Source organism: Sphingobium fluminis (assembly GCF_037723805.1).
Lineage (GTDB): Bacteria > Pseudomonadota > Alphaproteobacteria > Sphingomonadales > Sphingomonadaceae > Sphingobium.
Genome location: NZ_JBBJUK010000001.1, coordinates 879,293 through 892,737 on the forward strand (window position 1 = coordinate 879,293; position 13,445 = coordinate 892,737).

The following is a 13,445-nucleotide window of genomic DNA, read 5'->3' on the forward strand; positions in this document are numbered from 1 at the left end:
CTGGTGATGGGGTGTGGATCGGGGAGGCTGTTGCGCATGTGCTATGCCGCCTCGCCGTGGCACATGAGCGAGCATTCAATATCTGGCTCCGAGAGGATGTTGCCGCGCGCAGGGTCAAGCTCATCCAGATAGACCCGCTCACCTTTGCTGCGGCAGCAACTCGCACCGACATCGCGCTCAAGCTTCGCCATGCGGTCGAAGGCTTCGGGAAAATGCTTCCGGATCATGTTCCAGTAGCCCATCCCGCCTTTAGGACAGCCGATGCAGTTGTTATTTTGGAAGCCGAGCAAGTACATGGCAGGGATCGCAATGCCCGCATCGCGCAACATCGCTTTGCAGTCAGCCTTGTTCAGGCCGGCGTCGATCAGTGGGGTTTCGAGATAGACTTCGAAGTTTTCTGCTCGGAACCGATCAACCCGTTTTGCTTCCTCGGAAGTGTAACCAAATACTTGGATATCATCCGGTCGCTGGAAGGTGTAACGCAGTTCTCGCTTCATGACGCCGGTGCAATGCGCGCCATCGGGACCGACGATATACCGCTCCACTCTCATGACATCCCAAGGATCATGATAGCGATTATTTGTCATGACGATGATGTTGCGACCAAACCAGCGCTCACAATCAGCGAGGAAGCGTTTATTATCCGGATGCTCGCCTTTAGGGTCCGTATAGACGACCACGACTCTGTCGCCGTACTTTTCGATGGCCAACCTGGTGGCGACGGCAGACGCGGCTCCGCAGGAGAACCAACTGACGACGCGGGATTGCTCGTTCGGCGTGGGAGCGTCGAAAAGCATCATCTGCTCAAGGGGAGCGGCACGAGCCATCTACCGCCCTCCCGCATCATCAGGATGAGCGACACCGCCAGCCAGCATGTCAGGGCATCCGCATGTCAGCGGGCCGTTGCAGGCTTTGCAGCGGTCGATCGCATATGGATTGACGCCCATGGCCGCGAGGATGGCGCGCTGCTGGAACAGCGCCTTGATGCGCACCAGCTCGGCGGCGATGGCTTTGTTGTGGGTCATTTAGGCCACCATCCATTTGACGATTGCGCCGATCGTGCCGAGCGCGAGGCCGATGAAGATCACGGGGACAGCGATGAGGATGAATATGGCCAGCAAGGCGCACCCAAGATCGGAGGCGGGGTGGTTCTCGCTCATGCCGCCGCTCCAGCTTTGTCGGGGCGGGCTGCCTTCCCCCGACCCGCCTTGCAAGCGAGCCGGGTTCCAGCCATCGTGCGATTGTCAAAGTCAGCACGAAAGGAAATCACATGGCTGCCATCAGCGATGACACCGCAGCGCTTGTTGCCGCCCAGCTTACCCAGGCTGTCATGCAGGCGAGGGCGCAGACGCAGGGGATCGGCGGGCTTAGTCCGACACAGATGGAAGCTGAGGTTGCCGCCATTTATATGCGTTTCCGCAGTGCTGTTGCAGAGCGCGATATCAGGCCGGCGCACGATACCGCGAAGATTATCGAGTAAATCAATCACGGGTGTCCTCCCGTTCAAGGTTGGCGATGCGGCTTTCACGATCACGCTCGAAAGCCTGACGGAAGCCGATGATGTCTATGAAGCTGGCGCGCCCTTGGCTTACAGCCTGTTCCGTCGCGCGATCTGCGTCGATCTCGCGCAGGATCATGGCTCGGATGTCGGCGCGGGTCGGAGCGCCAAGCCAGCGCAGTATGAGAGCGCGGATCAAGCCGCCTTCTCCGAGCTGGTGGGGCGGGCACCCCAAGCCGCGACCGTGACACCGAACGCAAAGGTCGCGCTGCCAAGAAACATCAGGAATCGCGACCTCGCGGACCAATCAGCGGGCGTGGTCCAATGAAGAACGGCGACAATGTCAGCGGCCCAAAAGAACAGCCAGTAACCGACGAATGCGCCCGTCCAGATGGCGGGAAAGCGGAGGGTGCGCCAGTTCATGCCGCTGCACCAGTCTGGCGGACGCGGGGACTAGGCCAAGGCATCTTTGCCGATCTGGCTGCCAGTTTGAGGTGTGCCATTCGAGAAGCTGGAATGCCAATCTTCCTCCAGCTGTGGACCGTCGAGGTCGGGGCTTGGATGAGCTTGGCGACCGCGCTGGTTCCTCCTAGCCCGTCGATGATGAGATCAGCTTCTGTGTGCATGACGCAATGTATGCGATAATCGGAAGTACATCGCAAGCTAAAAGTTCCGATATTCGCGATTGCGATAGTCGGAAGTCTGCGCTCAATAGCCGCATGGACCCGTATGGACATCTCCGGCCCGTGCCAGCCGACATTTTTCGCCGTCTGGACGCTTCTGGACGCAAGCAGCGGGAATTAGCCTCTGTTCTCGGCATCGATGAGAACAAGATTTCCAAAGCCAAAATTGGCGAGCGTCAGTTCCAAGCGCAAGAAGTCTTGAAGGCCCACGAGTGGCTCAATTCGATAGAGGCTGGCGAAGATGTTCGGGCAAGTTACGAGCCCGATCCCGACGAAGTAGAAATTCAGGAATGGCACTTTGCCTATGGGATGGGTGGAGGAACTTACCTCGACATCCCGGTCACCGGAGAGACGCATAAGTTCTCACGGTCATGGCTCCGGCGATTTACAAATGCGCCTCCCGAAAAAATATTTCTGGCCTCCGGCACGGGCGATAGCATGATGCCAACCATATTAGAGACGGATGTGGTGATCATTGACACATCTGAGCGCGAGGTTCGCGTTGGCGACAAGATATGGGCGTTAGCAATCGGTGAGGTCGGATATATCAAGCGGTTACGCCCGCGTGCCGACGGTAGCGTGACTATCCTATCTGACAATCCAAACGTACCCGACGATTCTGCGTCCGATGGCGAGATGTCGATCGTCGGGCGGGTCGTGGCGATCGTGCGGAAGACGTGATCACTATTTACCTATGTATTATCGAAAGATTTCAATCGGTTATACCATAATTATCGATTAGTGATACGGTCGTTTGCTTATTGAGGTGTTGAGTGCGAGATATTGCCGGGAAAGACATACAGGCCAGGATCACTCGCGATAACCCGTGGTGGAATGTGGTCCATTTTAGCGGGATCCCCGAAGATGAACTGCCGCGAAGGGTTTACTTCGCACCCTTCAAACAGCTTGCATTGAATTTCAAGGTGCGCAGAGCGGCCATCCTGCTCGGTCCCCGGCGGGTTGGTAAGACCGTTATGATCAAACAAATTATCATCGAAGCAATGAAGGAAGGGGTATGTCCTGGAAACATCCTTTACGCTAGCATAGACACGCCGTTGTACAGCAGCCTTGGTCTACAATCATTTATGGATTTTGTACCGCCTGCTGCACAAGGCGAGCGAGGTGTAATCGTGTTTGACGAGATACAATATCTACGAGATTGGGAACAGCATCTTAAAGATTTGGTGGATAGCTATCCGAACGTCAAATTTATTGCGAGTGGTTCTGCTGCGGCAGCTTTAAGGCTGAAGAGCAAGGAATCGGGCGCAGGACGTTTTTCCGATTTCATGCTTCCGCCGCTAACGTTTTATGAGTTTTTGGAGTTCACCGGTCAAGGGGAACTAGTCCACGAATCAGGCGATAAAAAATACTCTACAGACGATATGGAAGCACTAAATTCGTCTTTTATAGATTATCTAAATTTCGGCGGATATCCAGAAGCGGCCCTCAATTTGGAAATACGAAATGACCCTGATCGATTTATCCGCAGCGACATAATCGAAAAGGTTCTTTTGAAGGATTTGCCTAGCTTATATGGAATTCAAGATATTCAAGGCCTAAATAAGCTGTTCATGTATCTTGCTTACAATACAGGTGCGGAGGCCAGCCTTGAAAAAATATCTCAATCTTCAGGCATGGCGAAACCCACTATACGAAAGTATATAGAATATCTTGAGAGTGCATTTCTAATCATAAAAATATCCACTGTAGATGATACTTGCCGCTCATTGCAGAGAGAACGACACTTTAAAATCTATTTGAATAATCCTTCTATAAGGGCCGCTCTTTTTGGTCCCGTGTCTGCTGACGATTCGGTAACTATAGGTCATTTGGCGGAATCTGCTGTTTTTTCTCAGTGGCAACATAGTTCCTCGTTTGGGCAACTGCGTTATGCACGATGGAAAAACGAAGGGGAAGTCGACGTGGTTTATCTTGATCACAAGCAAAAGCCTGCCTGGATCGGCGAAGTTAAATGGTCAGACCGAGTTAAGGACAATTTAGACCGGGAAACGCGCCATATGAAACATTTGGTAGGCCGGCATAAGATCGATTCGGCTTTTTTCACGACTAAAACATTTACATCAGCCGAGGTTTTGTCGGATGTTGCGCTGTCGATACGGCCGACGGCTTTGTATTGTTACATGGTCGGGAGAAATATAACACGAAGTCTCGATGTTACGCTTGAGGTTTTCGAGATGAGCGATAGTGACGATGTTGAACCACAGTATTCTTAATTGCGCCACATCTCCCTAGCCGTCGTCGGCGTCCAGTTCGATAACAAGAAGGGCCCGCCGCGCCGGTTCGTGGTGGAGATGTGCACTCCTGGCGAACCCGTGGAGCTTCGCCCCGAGCCAAAGAACCCCGCGGATCGCAACGCAATTGCCGTCTATTCCGCTCGCGGTGTCCAGCTCGGATATCTGACGGCCGAGCGTGCGCCGATGATCGGCAAGGCTATGCGCGACGGCATCGTGCAGGCCATCTTCCAGCGAAAAGAAAAATGGGGCGCGACCATCCGCGCGCACCTCGACGGGAGCGTTCCGACGCTGCCCGATCCTGCCGATTCGCGAGCCGCTGATTGGCCGCCGCCGGGTTCGCAGGATGCCGACTGGTGGCCGGATGAGGAATGGCCTGACGAATAATCTTCCGATTATCGCATTTTCCTACTTGCGCTACTTCCGATAATCGCACATACCTCCCCCACAGCCGGCGCACCGCCGCAGAGGGAGATGACGATGCAAATAGATCAGGCGGCAATCGAAAAGGCGATTGTTGAAGATGCGGTCCATAAGCTGACTGGCGACGACGATCTCTATAGCCGCATCAAGGCCGGCATCGATCTGCGCATCGCCAAGCTGTTCGATGAGCGCGTAACAGCCCTTGTTACCGACACGGTCGAGAAGATCGTCAAGGAAGGCTTTGAGCGCACCTACAACAAGACAGACGGCTTCGGTCGTGCGGTGGGTCAACCGACTTCGATTTCTAAGGAACTGGAGACGCTCGTTTCCACATACTGGACCGCTCGCGTCGATCGCAACGGCAAGCCGACTGACAGCAGCTACAGCAGTCTATCCCGCGCCGAATGGATGATGGCGCAGATTTGCGCGGACGACTTCACCAAAGAAATGAAGCAGCACGTCGTCAACGTCGGCGGGGCGCTCAAGGATCATTTCCGGGGTGTGCTGAACGAGCGCATCAGCCTGATGTTGTCCGAGGTCTTCAAGGTCAATTCCGCTGGAGACCAAGCTCTCAAAAACCGTGGCGGATCGGCCTGTATTGCGCCTCCAGCGAAACCAATCGGCACCGCCTAACCCGGTCAGAGCGATTTACGGAGATATGAGATGGCGGAAGTGAAGCGCGAAGCTGAATGGCACAAATTTTCGTCTGTTCGCTTGGCAGATGGACAGCGGGGATTTGAGATCGCTGCCGGTTTAAACGACTACGGCGATGGTCCTGCCCGCACTGTTGGCCGGGTATTCGGCATATCGGATCGTGATTTCGCTATCGCTGTAGCGGGTCCTGCGATGCTGAACGCGCTTCGCGGTGTAGAGCACTGGCTTGATGTCAGCGAGGAAGAATTTGAAGAGATGCGCCCCGCAGACAGGGCGTCGCATCAAAAGCAGTTGGACGCAATCCGCGCCGCCGTCGCCTCCGCTCTCGGAGAAGCGAAATGAGCAAGCACCAGCCCATCGAAGCAAGCACAACCGCGTCTGACAGCTATCGGGCGCAGGACCTGCTCAACGGCCACATCGCCCGCATTGACGCCGGACTGGCGTTCCTGCGGTCGAACAAGTCCCGGCTGGTTGGCGCTACCTATGAGCATCATGAAGCCCGGCTGCTGAAATTTAAGCGCATGTGCATCGCAGAAATGGAGCGCATCATGGCGGCTCCGGGGTCGGCATTCAATACGCTCGGCATGTTTGGCAGCAATGCCCACGGCCACCGGATCGATGCCGCCTGTGAGGCTGTGGATGCCTGTGTTGCCACTGCCGCGACGGTGGCGGCGTATCGCTCTGGCTTGAGGATTGTTCGATGATCCCGACCACAACCGACAAGCTGGCACGGTTCCTACGCCACAACTCCATGGGCCAGTTCCGCCGCGACAAGGCGGAGCGCGATGCCGCGTTCGCTGCCTGTTTGGCAAGGCTGGACGGGCATCTGGAGGCCAGTCGCACCGCATGGCTCATAGCCGCCCACGAGGCTGGCAGGGCTGACCCCGATCCGTTTTACGAAAGGACTCACCATGGAAGTCTATAAGGCAATCGCTGCCGTCATGGCGCACATGGCGAAGGAGGGCATCTCCAAGGACCGGCGCAACCAGCAGCAGGGATACAATTTTCGCGGCATTGATGACGTTTACAATGCGGTCGGCAAGGTGATCGCTGAGAACATGCTCGTCATCATCCCGCGCGTCGTCAAGATGGACCGGGAGGAGCGCCAGACCGCCAAGGGCGGCTTGCTGATGTACACGATCTTGACTGTCGAGTTCGATCTTGTGTCGGCGAAGGACGGTTCAAAAGCGCTAGCCTGCACGATCGGCGAAGCGATGGATAGCGGCGACAAGAGCGCGAACAAAGCGCAGTCGGCCGCTCTCAAGTACGCCACCATGCAAATCTTCATGATCCCGACCGAGGGCGACAACGATGCGGATGCGTCGAGCCACGAAGTGCAGGGCGGAAAGCAGGCGGCGGCCAAGGTTGATCGCATCACCCCGGCACAAGAGATCATGCTGGATGACAAAATGCGCGAAGCTGGCGTCGATCCGGCCAAGTTCCTCGCGCCGTCCGATGTCAGCCGGGCCGCCGATCTACCCGCCGGTCACTTCGCCGCAGCCATGAAGGCGCTGAACGCGCGCATCGCCAAAGCCGCGCAGCAGAAGCCGAAACAGCCTGCCGGCGAATTTTCCGAAGTCGGTGACGATTTCGTTCCTTACTGAAAGGGCAAATACGATGATGTATCAATCCAGCAAAGGCGCTGTCGAAATATCGACCATGCCTTTCCCGTACGCTAGCAATGCGCTCAAGAAGCTCCGTCGCGAAGCGCCGGAACGCACCGATGAAATCAATGCCTTGGCCGATCATGTCGCTGCACTGGAGGCTGACGAGGCAGAAAATCCGCGCGCTGTCATCGGCGGCAACATGCCTCCCGAGGAAATGCCTGCCGCCGTCACCCCGGCGACATGGACCGCCATCAAGGCGCACATGGACGATCTGCTGGATTTGGCGCGGGGCGTGACCGGAATCACGATCGAGGATGAAGCGCAGGCTATTCAGGTCGGCAAGATTATGCGTGATTTGCAGGACGCCGCCAATCTGGCGGACGCCGCCCGAACGACCGAAAAGGCCCCGCTGGACGAGGCGGTGAAGGAAATTCAGGATCGCTACAACGCCTATATCGCGCCGCTCAAAAACAAGGCTCCGGGCCTTGTCAGCAAGGCTGTGCTGGCCCTGAACAACCAGTCGGCCGCGTGGCTGCGAAAGCTGGATGATGAGCGCGTGGAACGAGAGCGCCTTGCCAAAGCCGCAGCCGATAAGGCGGCTGAGGAAGCGCTGGCAGCACACCAAGCCGCAAAGGGTTCCGACGATCTGGACGAGATCGATGCAGCGGAGAATTTGCTGGCGGCGGCTGAGCAGGCAAACCGTGATCTGCGCCAGATCGAAAAGAGCAAGACACAGGTTAAGGGCGACTATCGCGCCATCAGCCTGCGCTCTGTCTGGCGTGCCGAACGCATCGAAGGTGAGGGCGGCAAGGCGCTGTCTCACTATGCCAAGACGCAATCGACACGCGTCATCGCGTTCCTTGAGCAACTCGCCAGCGAGGATGTGAAGGCGGGCATCCGCTCCATCCCCGGTTTCAAAATCATCGAAGATAGGGTGGCGGCATAATGGCGGGCTCGGTCAACAAGGTCATCATCGTCGGCAATCTCGGCGCCGACCCGGAAGTGAAGAGCTTCCAGAATGGTGGCAAGCTGTGCAATTTGCGCATCGCCACATCCGAAAACTGGAAGGATCGCGCCACTGGCGAGCGCAAGGAGCGCACCGAGTGGCACTCGGTCGCCATCATGTCGGAAGGGCTTGTTGGGGTCGCGGAACGCTTCCTGCGCAAGGGCAGCAAGGTCTATATCGAAGGCCAACTTCGCACCCGCAAATGGCAGGACCAGAGCGGCAATGATCGCTTCAGCACGGAAGTCGTCTTGAACGGCCCCGGCGCGGTGCTGACAATGCTTGACGGCGCGCAGAGCGGAAGCGGTGGCCAGCGCGGGGACAATCGGTCGGGCGGTTTCGGCAAGGGGCAGGAGGGTCATATCCCCGGCTTCGATGATGACGACTATGTGCCGGGCTTCGACTGATGCTGGCCCGCTCCGCCTTCAAGCCCCGCAAGGTCAACAGCCATCGTGCCGACGCATGGAAGCGCGTTCCTGGCTTCCTGCAATGGCTGCGCGGCCGTCCCTGCCGCCTGGCCGATCGCGGCGGATGCGGCGGTAAGGTCCGCGCCTGTCATGTCGACTTCGCCGGCGACAAGGGCATGGGCACCAAGGTTCACGATCGCCACGCAATCCCGATGTGCGACGACCACCACGGCGCGCAGCATAGTTGGGGTTGGCAGACGTTTCAGGCGAATTTCAAGATCGACGCGCTTGCCGATGCCGCCGCCTATTTCGCGGCATGGCCGGGCCGTCGAGCATGGGAGCAAGAACATGGCTAACGGACAGACGGTCATCCTCAACAGCGACTATCGCCGGATGCAGGCGCACAGGCTGGTCGAGCAGGCTCCCCAGGGCGCGGTGCTGAATATCCAGCCTGCCAAGCGCACAACCGACCAGAACAGCCTCATGTGGGCGCTGCTTTCCGAAATCAGTCGCGCCAAACCGAACGGTCGCACCCTGACCCCCGATGTCTGGAAAGCCCTGTTCCTGCACGCGCTCGACCATAGCCAGCGATTTGAACAGGCGCTGGACGACAAGGGCATGGTGCCGGTCGGCTTCCGGTCGTCCCGCCTGACGAAGGCCCAATTCAGCGACCTGATCGAGTTCATTTATTCGTGGGCGGCGGAGAACGGCATCCCGCTTTCCGATGAGATTGAGCCCTCCCGCTCTCAAGCAGCCTGAAAGGACCCCCGATGCCATTCTGGAAACCCACCCCCAAGATCACGGTAGCCGAGCATGAGCGGATCGTGGCGGAAGTTTCGGAGTCGGTGAGCTTTGTGGGCTGCCGCGTAACTTACCGCGAGGGCGATAACTGGCTGAGCGACATCTACAAACATGGTCGAGCAATTATCCGCGAATACCGGATCATGCCTGACGAGGAATACCGGCTGATCAAACCCGACGCCCTCAAATGGCGCAAGGCCGCTGAGCAGCGCCGGTCTCGCAAGCAAAACGCAGGCAAGACGCCTGTTGGCGGGGAGTGACGGGGATGGCGGAGAACAGCAAGATCGAGTGGACCGACCATACGTTCAACCCGTGGATGGGATGCACCAAGGTCAGTCCGGCATGCGACAACTGCTATGCCGAAAACCTGATGGATACGCGCTATGGCCAAGTCAGTTGGGGCGCTGGCCAGCCACGTCGGCGTACGACACCGAGCAATTGGTCGAAGCCGCGCAAGTGGGATCGCGATGCCGCGAAAACTGGTGAACGCCCGTTTGTATTCTGCGCTTCTCTGGCTGACGTGTTTGACAATGAGGTCGATCCGGAATGGCGCTTCGACCTATTTAAGCTGATCGAAGAGACGCCCAATCTCGTCTGGCTTTTGCTCACCAAGCGTATCGGCAATGTCATGAAGATGACGGGCGGCGTGCTGCCTATCAACGCGGCGGTCGGCGCGACCATGCCGAACCAGTTCGAATATGATCGCGACCGGATGAAGCTGGCAGAGGTCAAGCGCGAGGCGCGACCGCTTTTCACATTCGGCAGCTTTGAGCCGATGCTTGGCCCGATCATCTTGGACAGGAACGCGCCAGACTGGATCATCGTCGGTGGCGAAAGCGGCCAGAATGCCCGCCCCTTGAATATCGAATGGGCGCGATCTTTGAAGCGCCAAGCGGCCGAACTTGGGCGTGTTTTCAACTTCAAACAGGTCGGCGGCAAGGCAGCGGATAAGGGTGGCCACGAACTTGATGGCCGCACCTATTTCGACCGCCCGCAACTGATCGCAGCATAAACGGCCCCGCAGCCAATCGCCCGGCCAGCGGCTTTGAACGGCCGGGCGGAAAGGATTTTGAGATGACCTATAAACCTGACATTGTCATCTATCACGACCATTGTGCAGATGGGTTTGGTGCCGCGTGGGCGTGCTGGATGCGCTGGCGCAACACCGTGCACTATGTCCCCGCTAACTATGGCGAGTCGGCACCCGACATTGCTGGCAAGCATGTTCTGATCGTGGATTTCAGTTACAAGGCTGACACTCTGCGCGCGATGGGAAAATCTGCCGCGTCCGTTATTGTGCTGGATCACCACAAGACGGCTCAGACTGAGCTTGCCGATTGGCAGATTGACGATGTAGCCGGCGACTTCTGGGCCGGCGATAACCCCATGGCACTCGTCGGCGTTAATGATGACTTTGTTGGCCAGCCGATCGCCGCGTTGTTCGACATGAACAAATCGGGCGCAGTGCTGGCGTGGGAGTTCTGCCACGAGCAGCCCGTGCCGCTTCTGCTGCGGCTCATTCAGGACCGCGATCTGTGGCGCTTCACGATGGAAGACACCAAGCCGTTCGGCCTTTGGTTGCGATCAGAGCCATTCAGTTTCGATCGCTTCGAACTTCTATCTCAGCAGATGGAGGATGGTCGGGAGGCGCATGAGATCATGACCGAGGCTCGGGCCATGCAACGGTTTTTCGATGCGAAGGTGGACGAAATCTCGTCCTTTGCTAAGCGCCGGGCTCTGTGCGAGCACCATCCGATCGTCGTCAATTGCCCGCCTATGTTCGCCAGCGAGGTCGGCCACGCTTTGCTCGACAAGCATCCTGACGCGCCGTTTTCCGCCATGTGGTATGAGGCGGGGAACAAGCGCATGTGGAGCTTGCGCAGCCGAGACGATCGACAGGATGTATCGGTAGTAGCAGCGATTTTTGGGGGCGGGGGCCATCGGAATGCTGCGGGCTTTTCGGAACCGGCGTCAGCATGAACGCGCCCGCTCAGCAACAGCAGCCTCGCCAGCATCGCCAGTCGAGGGATTGGCGCATCGAGCCGTCGCCCGACAAGAAACCCGGCCATTGGGAGCAGACCCGCAACGGCTTTGAGAGAGTGGGAGGCGGGGCCAATGGCTAGATGCCGCGACTGCAAATTATACAATCTGGATGGCGTCAAGAGCGCTAGCGGAGCCGTCCTGTCTAATCGCGTCGCAAGGTGCGGATGGGTGTCGAGAGAGCAGTGGCCTGTATCGGTCACGCAGGGGATTGCGCCGCGCAGGGCGAACGGCGGGTTAATGCCACCAAATGCCGAGCACCGATGCCCATGCTTCCAGAAGGCCCTCCAGCCATGACCCCACGAAACGCCTGTGCCATGTCCGAGGAATGCGCCGGCAAGCCTGCTGATCGTGGGCTGATGTGCGAGGAGCATAGGGCGGCTGACATTGCCATGAAAGAGGCTTGCGGGTGCATCATCTGCCGGTCGGATTTAGCCGAGATCGAGCCTCGCGAGGTGACGCAATGACGATGATTGAGAAGATGGCGCGGGCGATCAATCCTCTGCCGTATCAAAGCTGGGAGTCAATGTATCATTTCTGCATCGGGCAGGGCGATAATGAAGAGACGGCGCGTGAATATGCGGACAAAACGCATGGCCCGGAAATTCTTAGGACCAAAGAGCAGGCCACCGCCGCCCTAAACGCCATGCGCGAGCCGACGCCTGAGATGGCCCAAGCGATGAAAGCCGTGTTTCTATACGGCGGGCACAATCCATATTCCGACATATCCGTGAGTTTGGCCGCAGCTTTCATTTCTGCCATCGACGCCGCTATTCAGGAGGAAGGGTGATGGGAGTTCATGTCCCGCACTGGCCGCGCATGCTCAAGCGGGCATCCGTCTGCGCCTATCTGGAATTGTCAGCGGCCGAGCTGGAGCGCGAGATAGCGGGTGGCCGGTTGCCGCATCCGGTCAAGCTGGGCAATGGCCTGCATTGGAGCCGCGCCGAGATAGACGCGCATGTCGAGCGGTTGACCGGCGAGTCTGCCGTTGACGACTGGCGCGCAGGCACGAAGCTCTACGCCAATGGCTAGGATCGTCAAATTCGTTAAGCGCACCAAGGCAAAAGGTCGCTTCTATTATTATTTCGACACCGGCCAGACTGGTGACGACGGCAAGCGCGTGTGGAAACGCCTGCCCGATCCGGCTGACCGATCGTTTGCAGCGACCTATGCCGCCCACCTTGGGCACCGCGCGCGCCGCGAGAATGTGGTGCAGCAACTGACACTGGCCAAGTTGATCGCGCTTTACCAGGCCAGCGACAAGTTCACTAAAATGGCGGCGTCGACGCGCAGGCTGTACGAACTCTATCAAGCCGATCTGGTCGACAAGCTGGGCACCGCGCCGGCGCAATTGGTTGAGCGCAAGGACATCGTTCTGCTGCTCGACAAGATGGCCGATCGTCCGGGCGCCGCAAACATGGTGAAGCGCGCGGGCAGCGCCGCCTATGCATGGGGTCGCAAGCGCGGACATGTCACGAACGATCCGTTCTTCGAGATCGAGGAAATGGACACAGGCGAGCATCAGCCATGGCCCGACGCCGCGCTGCAACTCGCGCTGGCGTCCGATGACGATCTGGTGCGCCTGTCGGTCCATCTGCTCTACTATACCGCGCAGCGCATCGGTGATGTCGCCAGCATGAAGTGGCGCGACATTCAGGGCGATGCGATCTGCATCACACAGCGGAAGACGGGCAAGCCTCTCGACATTCCGATCCATCAGGATCTGGCGAAGGAACTGGCGCGGCATTCCCGGAGTCTGTCGACCATCATCCCTGGCGCGCCGACCGAGGCGAAGAACAATCGGATCAGGCTCGCCATCCAATCTGTCTGCGCGTCGATCGGCGTTAAGGTCGTCCCTCATGGGCTGCGCAAGAACGCGGTGAATGCGCTGCTGGAGGCCGGATGTAGTTCGGCTGAAACGGCAGCGATCAGCGGCCAGTCGCTTCAGATGGTCGAGTATTACGCCAAGGGCCGGTCACAGGCAAAGCTGGGCAGGGCCGCGATGCTCAAATGGGAAGGAACATAATGGGCACTTTCAAACTCTTTCAAACTCGCCCCGAAAGCCGCAGGAAAGCGT

The 13,445-nt window shown here is 58.0% G+C and carries 24 protein-coding genes and 1 pseudogene; 20 read left to right on the forward strand and 5 right to left on the reverse strand.

Going from position 1 to position 13,445, the window contains the following annotated elements; genetic code table 11:
* Positions 1 to 41: 41 nt before the first annotated feature.
* Genes WG907_RS04510 through WG907_RS04520 form a run of 3 tightly spaced genes read right to left on the reverse strand, consistent with a single transcriptional unit; the run spans position 42 to position 1,160 of the window.
* On the reverse strand, positions 42 to 827 hold the full coding sequence (locus WG907_RS04510) for a hypothetical protein (protein ID WP_340231424.1): 786 nt from the start codon (positions 825 to 827) through the stop codon (positions 42 to 44).
* Positions 828 to 1,025 carry a hypothetical protein gene (locus WG907_RS04515; protein ID WP_340231425.1) on the reverse strand — a complete coding sequence of 66 codons (198 nt, stop codon included), beginning with the start codon at positions 1,023 to 1,025 and terminating at the stop codon, positions 828 to 830. It abuts the gene before it with no gap.
* Entirely contained in the window at positions 1,026 to 1,160 is a 135-nt protein-coding gene (locus tag WG907_RS04520) for a hypothetical protein (RefSeq protein WP_340231426.1), read from the reverse strand.
* Positions 1,161 to 1,270: 110 nt separating this feature from the next.
* Here WG907_RS04520 and WG907_RS04525 point away from each other — a divergent pair, with 110 nt between their 5' ends.
* Positions 1,271 to 1,480, forward strand: a complete 210-nt coding sequence (locus WG907_RS04525) for a hypothetical protein (RefSeq protein WP_340231427.1) — start codon at positions 1,271 to 1,273, stop codon at positions 1,478 to 1,480.
* A 1-nt stretch (position 1,481) separates the two neighbouring features.
* On the opposite strand, the gene WG907_RS04530 is transcribed toward WG907_RS04525, so the two are convergent.
* The gene (locus tag WG907_RS04530) at positions 1,482 to 1,697 is read right to left on the reverse strand and encodes a hypothetical protein (RefSeq protein WP_340231428.1); all 216 of its coding nucleotides are present in this window, start codon (positions 1,695 to 1,697) and stop codon (positions 1,482 to 1,484) included.
* A gap of 220 nt (positions 1,698 to 1,917) precedes the next feature.
* Positions 1,918 to 2,235: a carph-isopro domain-containing protein gene (locus tag WG907_RS18185; RefSeq protein WP_445326761.1), complete on the reverse strand. Its 318-nt coding sequence runs from the start codon at positions 2,233 to 2,235 to the stop codon at positions 1,918 to 1,920.
* Positions 2,236 to 2,244: 9 nt separating this feature from the next.
* Between WG907_RS18185 and WG907_RS04535 the strand changes: the two genes are divergently transcribed.
* From WG907_RS04535 to WG907_RS04625, 19 genes and pseudogenes are all read left to right on the forward strand, one after another.
* Positions 2,245 to 2,862 carry a S24 family peptidase gene (locus WG907_RS04535; protein ID WP_340231429.1) on the forward strand — a complete coding sequence of 206 codons (618 nt, stop codon included), beginning with the start codon at positions 2,245 to 2,247 and terminating at the stop codon, positions 2,860 to 2,862.
* Between the two features lie 92 nt (positions 2,863 to 2,954).
* Positions 2,955 to 4,415, forward strand: coding sequence for an ATP-binding protein (locus WG907_RS04540; RefSeq protein ID WP_340231430.1), 1,461 nt, complete (start codon positions 2,955 to 2,957; stop codon positions 4,413 to 4,415).
* Positions 4,416 to 4,820, forward strand: a complete 405-nt coding sequence (locus WG907_RS04545; protein WP_340231431.1) for an HIRAN domain-containing protein — start codon at positions 4,416 to 4,418, stop codon at positions 4,818 to 4,820.
* Positions 4,821 to 4,913: 93 nt separating this feature from the next.
* The gene (locus WG907_RS04550) at positions 4,914 to 5,489 is read left to right on the forward strand and encodes a hypothetical protein (protein ID WP_340231432.1); all 576 of its coding nucleotides are present in this window, start codon (positions 4,914 to 4,916) and stop codon (positions 5,487 to 5,489) included.
* 30 nt (positions 5,490 to 5,519) lie between these two features.
* Positions 5,520 to 5,852 (forward strand): hypothetical protein, encoded by a 333-nt coding sequence (locus WG907_RS04555; protein WP_340231433.1) that lies wholly within the window; start codon positions 5,520 to 5,522, stop codon positions 5,850 to 5,852.
* On the forward strand, positions 5,849 to 6,214 hold the full coding sequence (locus tag WG907_RS04560) for a hypothetical protein (protein ID WP_340231434.1): 366 nt from the start codon (positions 5,849 to 5,851) through the stop codon (positions 6,212 to 6,214). The genes WG907_RS04555 and WG907_RS04560 overlap by 4 nt, the downstream gene beginning before the upstream one ends.
* Complete coding sequence (locus WG907_RS04565) at positions 6,211 to 6,435, forward strand: hypothetical protein (protein ID WP_340231436.1); 225 nt, start codon at positions 6,211 to 6,213, stop codon at positions 6,433 to 6,435. The genes WG907_RS04560 and WG907_RS04565 overlap by 4 nt, the downstream gene beginning before the upstream one ends.
* Before the next feature lie 16 nt (positions 6,436 to 6,451).
* Entirely contained in the window at positions 6,452 to 7,114 is a 663-nt protein-coding gene (locus WG907_RS04570; protein WP_340231437.1) for an ERF family protein, read from the forward strand.
* Positions 7,115 to 7,127: 13 nt separating this feature from the next.
* Positions 7,128 to 8,063: a hypothetical protein gene (locus WG907_RS04575; protein ID WP_340231438.1), complete on the forward strand. Its 936-nt coding sequence runs from the start codon at positions 7,128 to 7,130 to the stop codon at positions 8,061 to 8,063.
* Positions 8,063 to 8,479: pseudogene (gene ssb / locus WG907_RS04580) on the forward strand (single-stranded DNA-binding protein); the annotation flags it as partial. The gene WG907_RS04575 and the pseudogene ssb, both read left to right, overlap by 1 nt.
* Positions 8,480 to 8,526: 47 nt before the next feature.
* Positions 8,527 to 8,883, forward strand: coding sequence for a DUF968 domain-containing protein (locus WG907_RS04585; RefSeq protein WP_340231439.1), 357 nt, complete (start codon positions 8,527 to 8,529; stop codon positions 8,881 to 8,883).
* Positions 8,876 to 9,286 carry a recombination protein NinB gene (locus tag WG907_RS04590; protein ID WP_340231440.1) on the forward strand — a complete coding sequence of 137 codons (411 nt, stop codon included), beginning with the start codon at positions 8,876 to 8,878 and terminating at the stop codon, positions 9,284 to 9,286. Before WG907_RS04585 ends, WG907_RS04590 begins: the two co-directional genes overlap by 8 nt.
* An 11-nt stretch (positions 9,287 to 9,297) precedes the next feature.
* Entirely contained in the window at positions 9,298 to 9,588 is a 291-nt protein-coding gene (locus tag WG907_RS04595; protein ID WP_340231441.1) for a hypothetical protein, read from the forward strand.
* A gap of 5 nt (positions 9,589 to 9,593) precedes the next feature.
* Complete coding sequence (locus WG907_RS04600; RefSeq protein ID WP_340231442.1) at positions 9,594 to 10,340, forward strand: DUF5131 family protein; 747 nt, start codon at positions 9,594 to 9,596, stop codon at positions 10,338 to 10,340.
* Positions 10,341 to 10,402: 62 nt separating this feature from the next.
* On the forward strand, positions 10,403 to 11,308 hold the full coding sequence (locus tag WG907_RS04605) for a hypothetical protein (RefSeq protein WP_340231443.1): 906 nt from the start codon (positions 10,403 to 10,405) through the stop codon (positions 11,306 to 11,308).
* Positions 11,305 to 11,451, forward strand: a complete 147-nt coding sequence (locus tag WG907_RS04610) for a hypothetical protein (protein ID WP_340231444.1) — start codon at positions 11,305 to 11,307, stop codon at positions 11,449 to 11,451. Before WG907_RS04605 ends, WG907_RS04610 begins: the two co-directional genes overlap by 4 nt.
* A gap of 380 nt (positions 11,452 to 11,831) precedes the next feature.
* Entirely contained in the window at positions 11,832 to 12,158 is a 327-nt protein-coding gene (locus WG907_RS04615) for a hypothetical protein (RefSeq protein WP_340231445.1), read from the forward strand.
* A complete protein-coding gene (locus WG907_RS04620; protein ID WP_340231446.1) occupies positions 12,158 to 12,400 on the forward strand; it encodes a helix-turn-helix transcriptional regulator in 243 nt (80 codons plus the stop codon). The genes WG907_RS04615 and WG907_RS04620 overlap by 1 nt, the downstream gene beginning before the upstream one ends.
* A complete protein-coding gene (locus tag WG907_RS04625) occupies positions 12,393 to 13,394 on the forward strand; it encodes a tyrosine-type recombinase/integrase (RefSeq protein ID WP_340231447.1) in 1,002 nt (333 codons plus the stop codon). The genes WG907_RS04620 and WG907_RS04625 overlap by 8 nt, the downstream gene beginning before the upstream one ends.
* The last annotated feature ends 51 nt before the right edge of the window (positions 13,395 to 13,445 follow it).

Bases quoted from the DNA above. Each gene is read 5' to 3' on its own strand.
- WG907_RS18185 (WP_445326761.1), bottom strand. From the start codon at position 2,235: ATGTCCATACGGGTCCATGCGGCTATTGAGCGCAGACTTCCGACTATC.
- WG907_RS04600 (WP_340231442.1), top strand. From the start codon at position 9,594: ATGGCGGAGAACAGCAAGATCGAGTGGACCGACCATACGTTCAACCCG.
- WG907_RS04555 (WP_340231433.1), top strand. From the start codon at position 5,520: ATGGCGGAAGTGAAGCGCGAAGCTGAATGGCACAAATTTTCGTCTGTT.
- WG907_RS04615 (WP_340231445.1), top strand. From the start codon at position 11,832: ATGACGATGATTGAGAAGATGGCGCGGGCGATCAATCCTCTGCCGTAT.
- WG907_RS04575 (WP_340231438.1), top strand. From the start codon at position 7,128: ATGATGTATCAATCCAGCAAAGGCGCTGTCGAAATATCGACCATGCCT.
- WG907_RS04605 (WP_340231443.1), top strand. From the start codon at position 10,403: ATGACCTATAAACCTGACATTGTCATCTATCACGACCATTGTGCAGAT.
- WG907_RS04595 (WP_340231441.1), top strand. From the start codon at position 9,298: ATGCCATTCTGGAAACCCACCCCCAAGATCACGGTAGCCGAGCATGAG.
- WG907_RS04510 (WP_340231424.1), bottom strand. From the start codon at position 827: ATGGCTCGTGCCGCTCCCCTTGAGCAGATGATGCTTTTCGACGCTCCC.
- WG907_RS04625 (WP_340231447.1), top strand. From the start codon at position 12,393: ATGGCTAGGATCGTCAAATTCGTTAAGCGCACCAAGGCAAAAGGTCGC.
- WG907_RS04570 (WP_340231437.1), top strand. From the start codon at position 6,452: ATGGCGCACATGGCGAAGGAGGGCATCTCCAAGGACCGGCGCAACCAG.
- WG907_RS04610 (WP_340231444.1), top strand. From the start codon at position 11,305: ATGAACGCGCCCGCTCAGCAACAGCAGCCTCGCCAGCATCGCCAGTCG.
- WG907_RS04525 (WP_340231427.1), top strand. From the start codon at position 1,271: ATGGCTGCCATCAGCGATGACACCGCAGCGCTTGTTGCCGCCCAGCTT.
- WG907_RS04585 (WP_340231439.1), top strand. From the start codon at position 8,527: ATGCTGGCCCGCTCCGCCTTCAAGCCCCGCAAGGTCAACAGCCATCGT.
- WG907_RS04565 (WP_340231436.1), top strand. From the start codon at position 6,211: ATGATCCCGACCACAACCGACAAGCTGGCACGGTTCCTACGCCACAAC.
- WG907_RS04620 (WP_340231446.1), top strand. From the start codon at position 12,158: ATGGGAGTTCATGTCCCGCACTGGCCGCGCATGCTCAAGCGGGCATCC.
- WG907_RS04520 (WP_340231426.1), bottom strand. From the start codon at position 1,160: ATGAGCGAGAACCACCCCGCCTCCGATCTTGGGTGCGCCTTGCTGGCC.
- WG907_RS04560 (WP_340231434.1), top strand. From the start codon at position 5,849: ATGAGCAAGCACCAGCCCATCGAAGCAAGCACAACCGCGTCTGACAGC.
- WG907_RS04515 (WP_340231425.1), bottom strand. From the start codon at position 1,025: ATGACCCACAACAAAGCCATCGCCGCCGAGCTGGTGCGCATCAAGGCG.
- WG907_RS04590 (WP_340231440.1), top strand. From the start codon at position 8,876: ATGGCTAACGGACAGACGGTCATCCTCAACAGCGACTATCGCCGGATG.
- WG907_RS04550 (WP_340231432.1), top strand. From the start codon at position 4,914: ATGCAAATAGATCAGGCGGCAATCGAAAAGGCGATTGTTGAAGATGCG.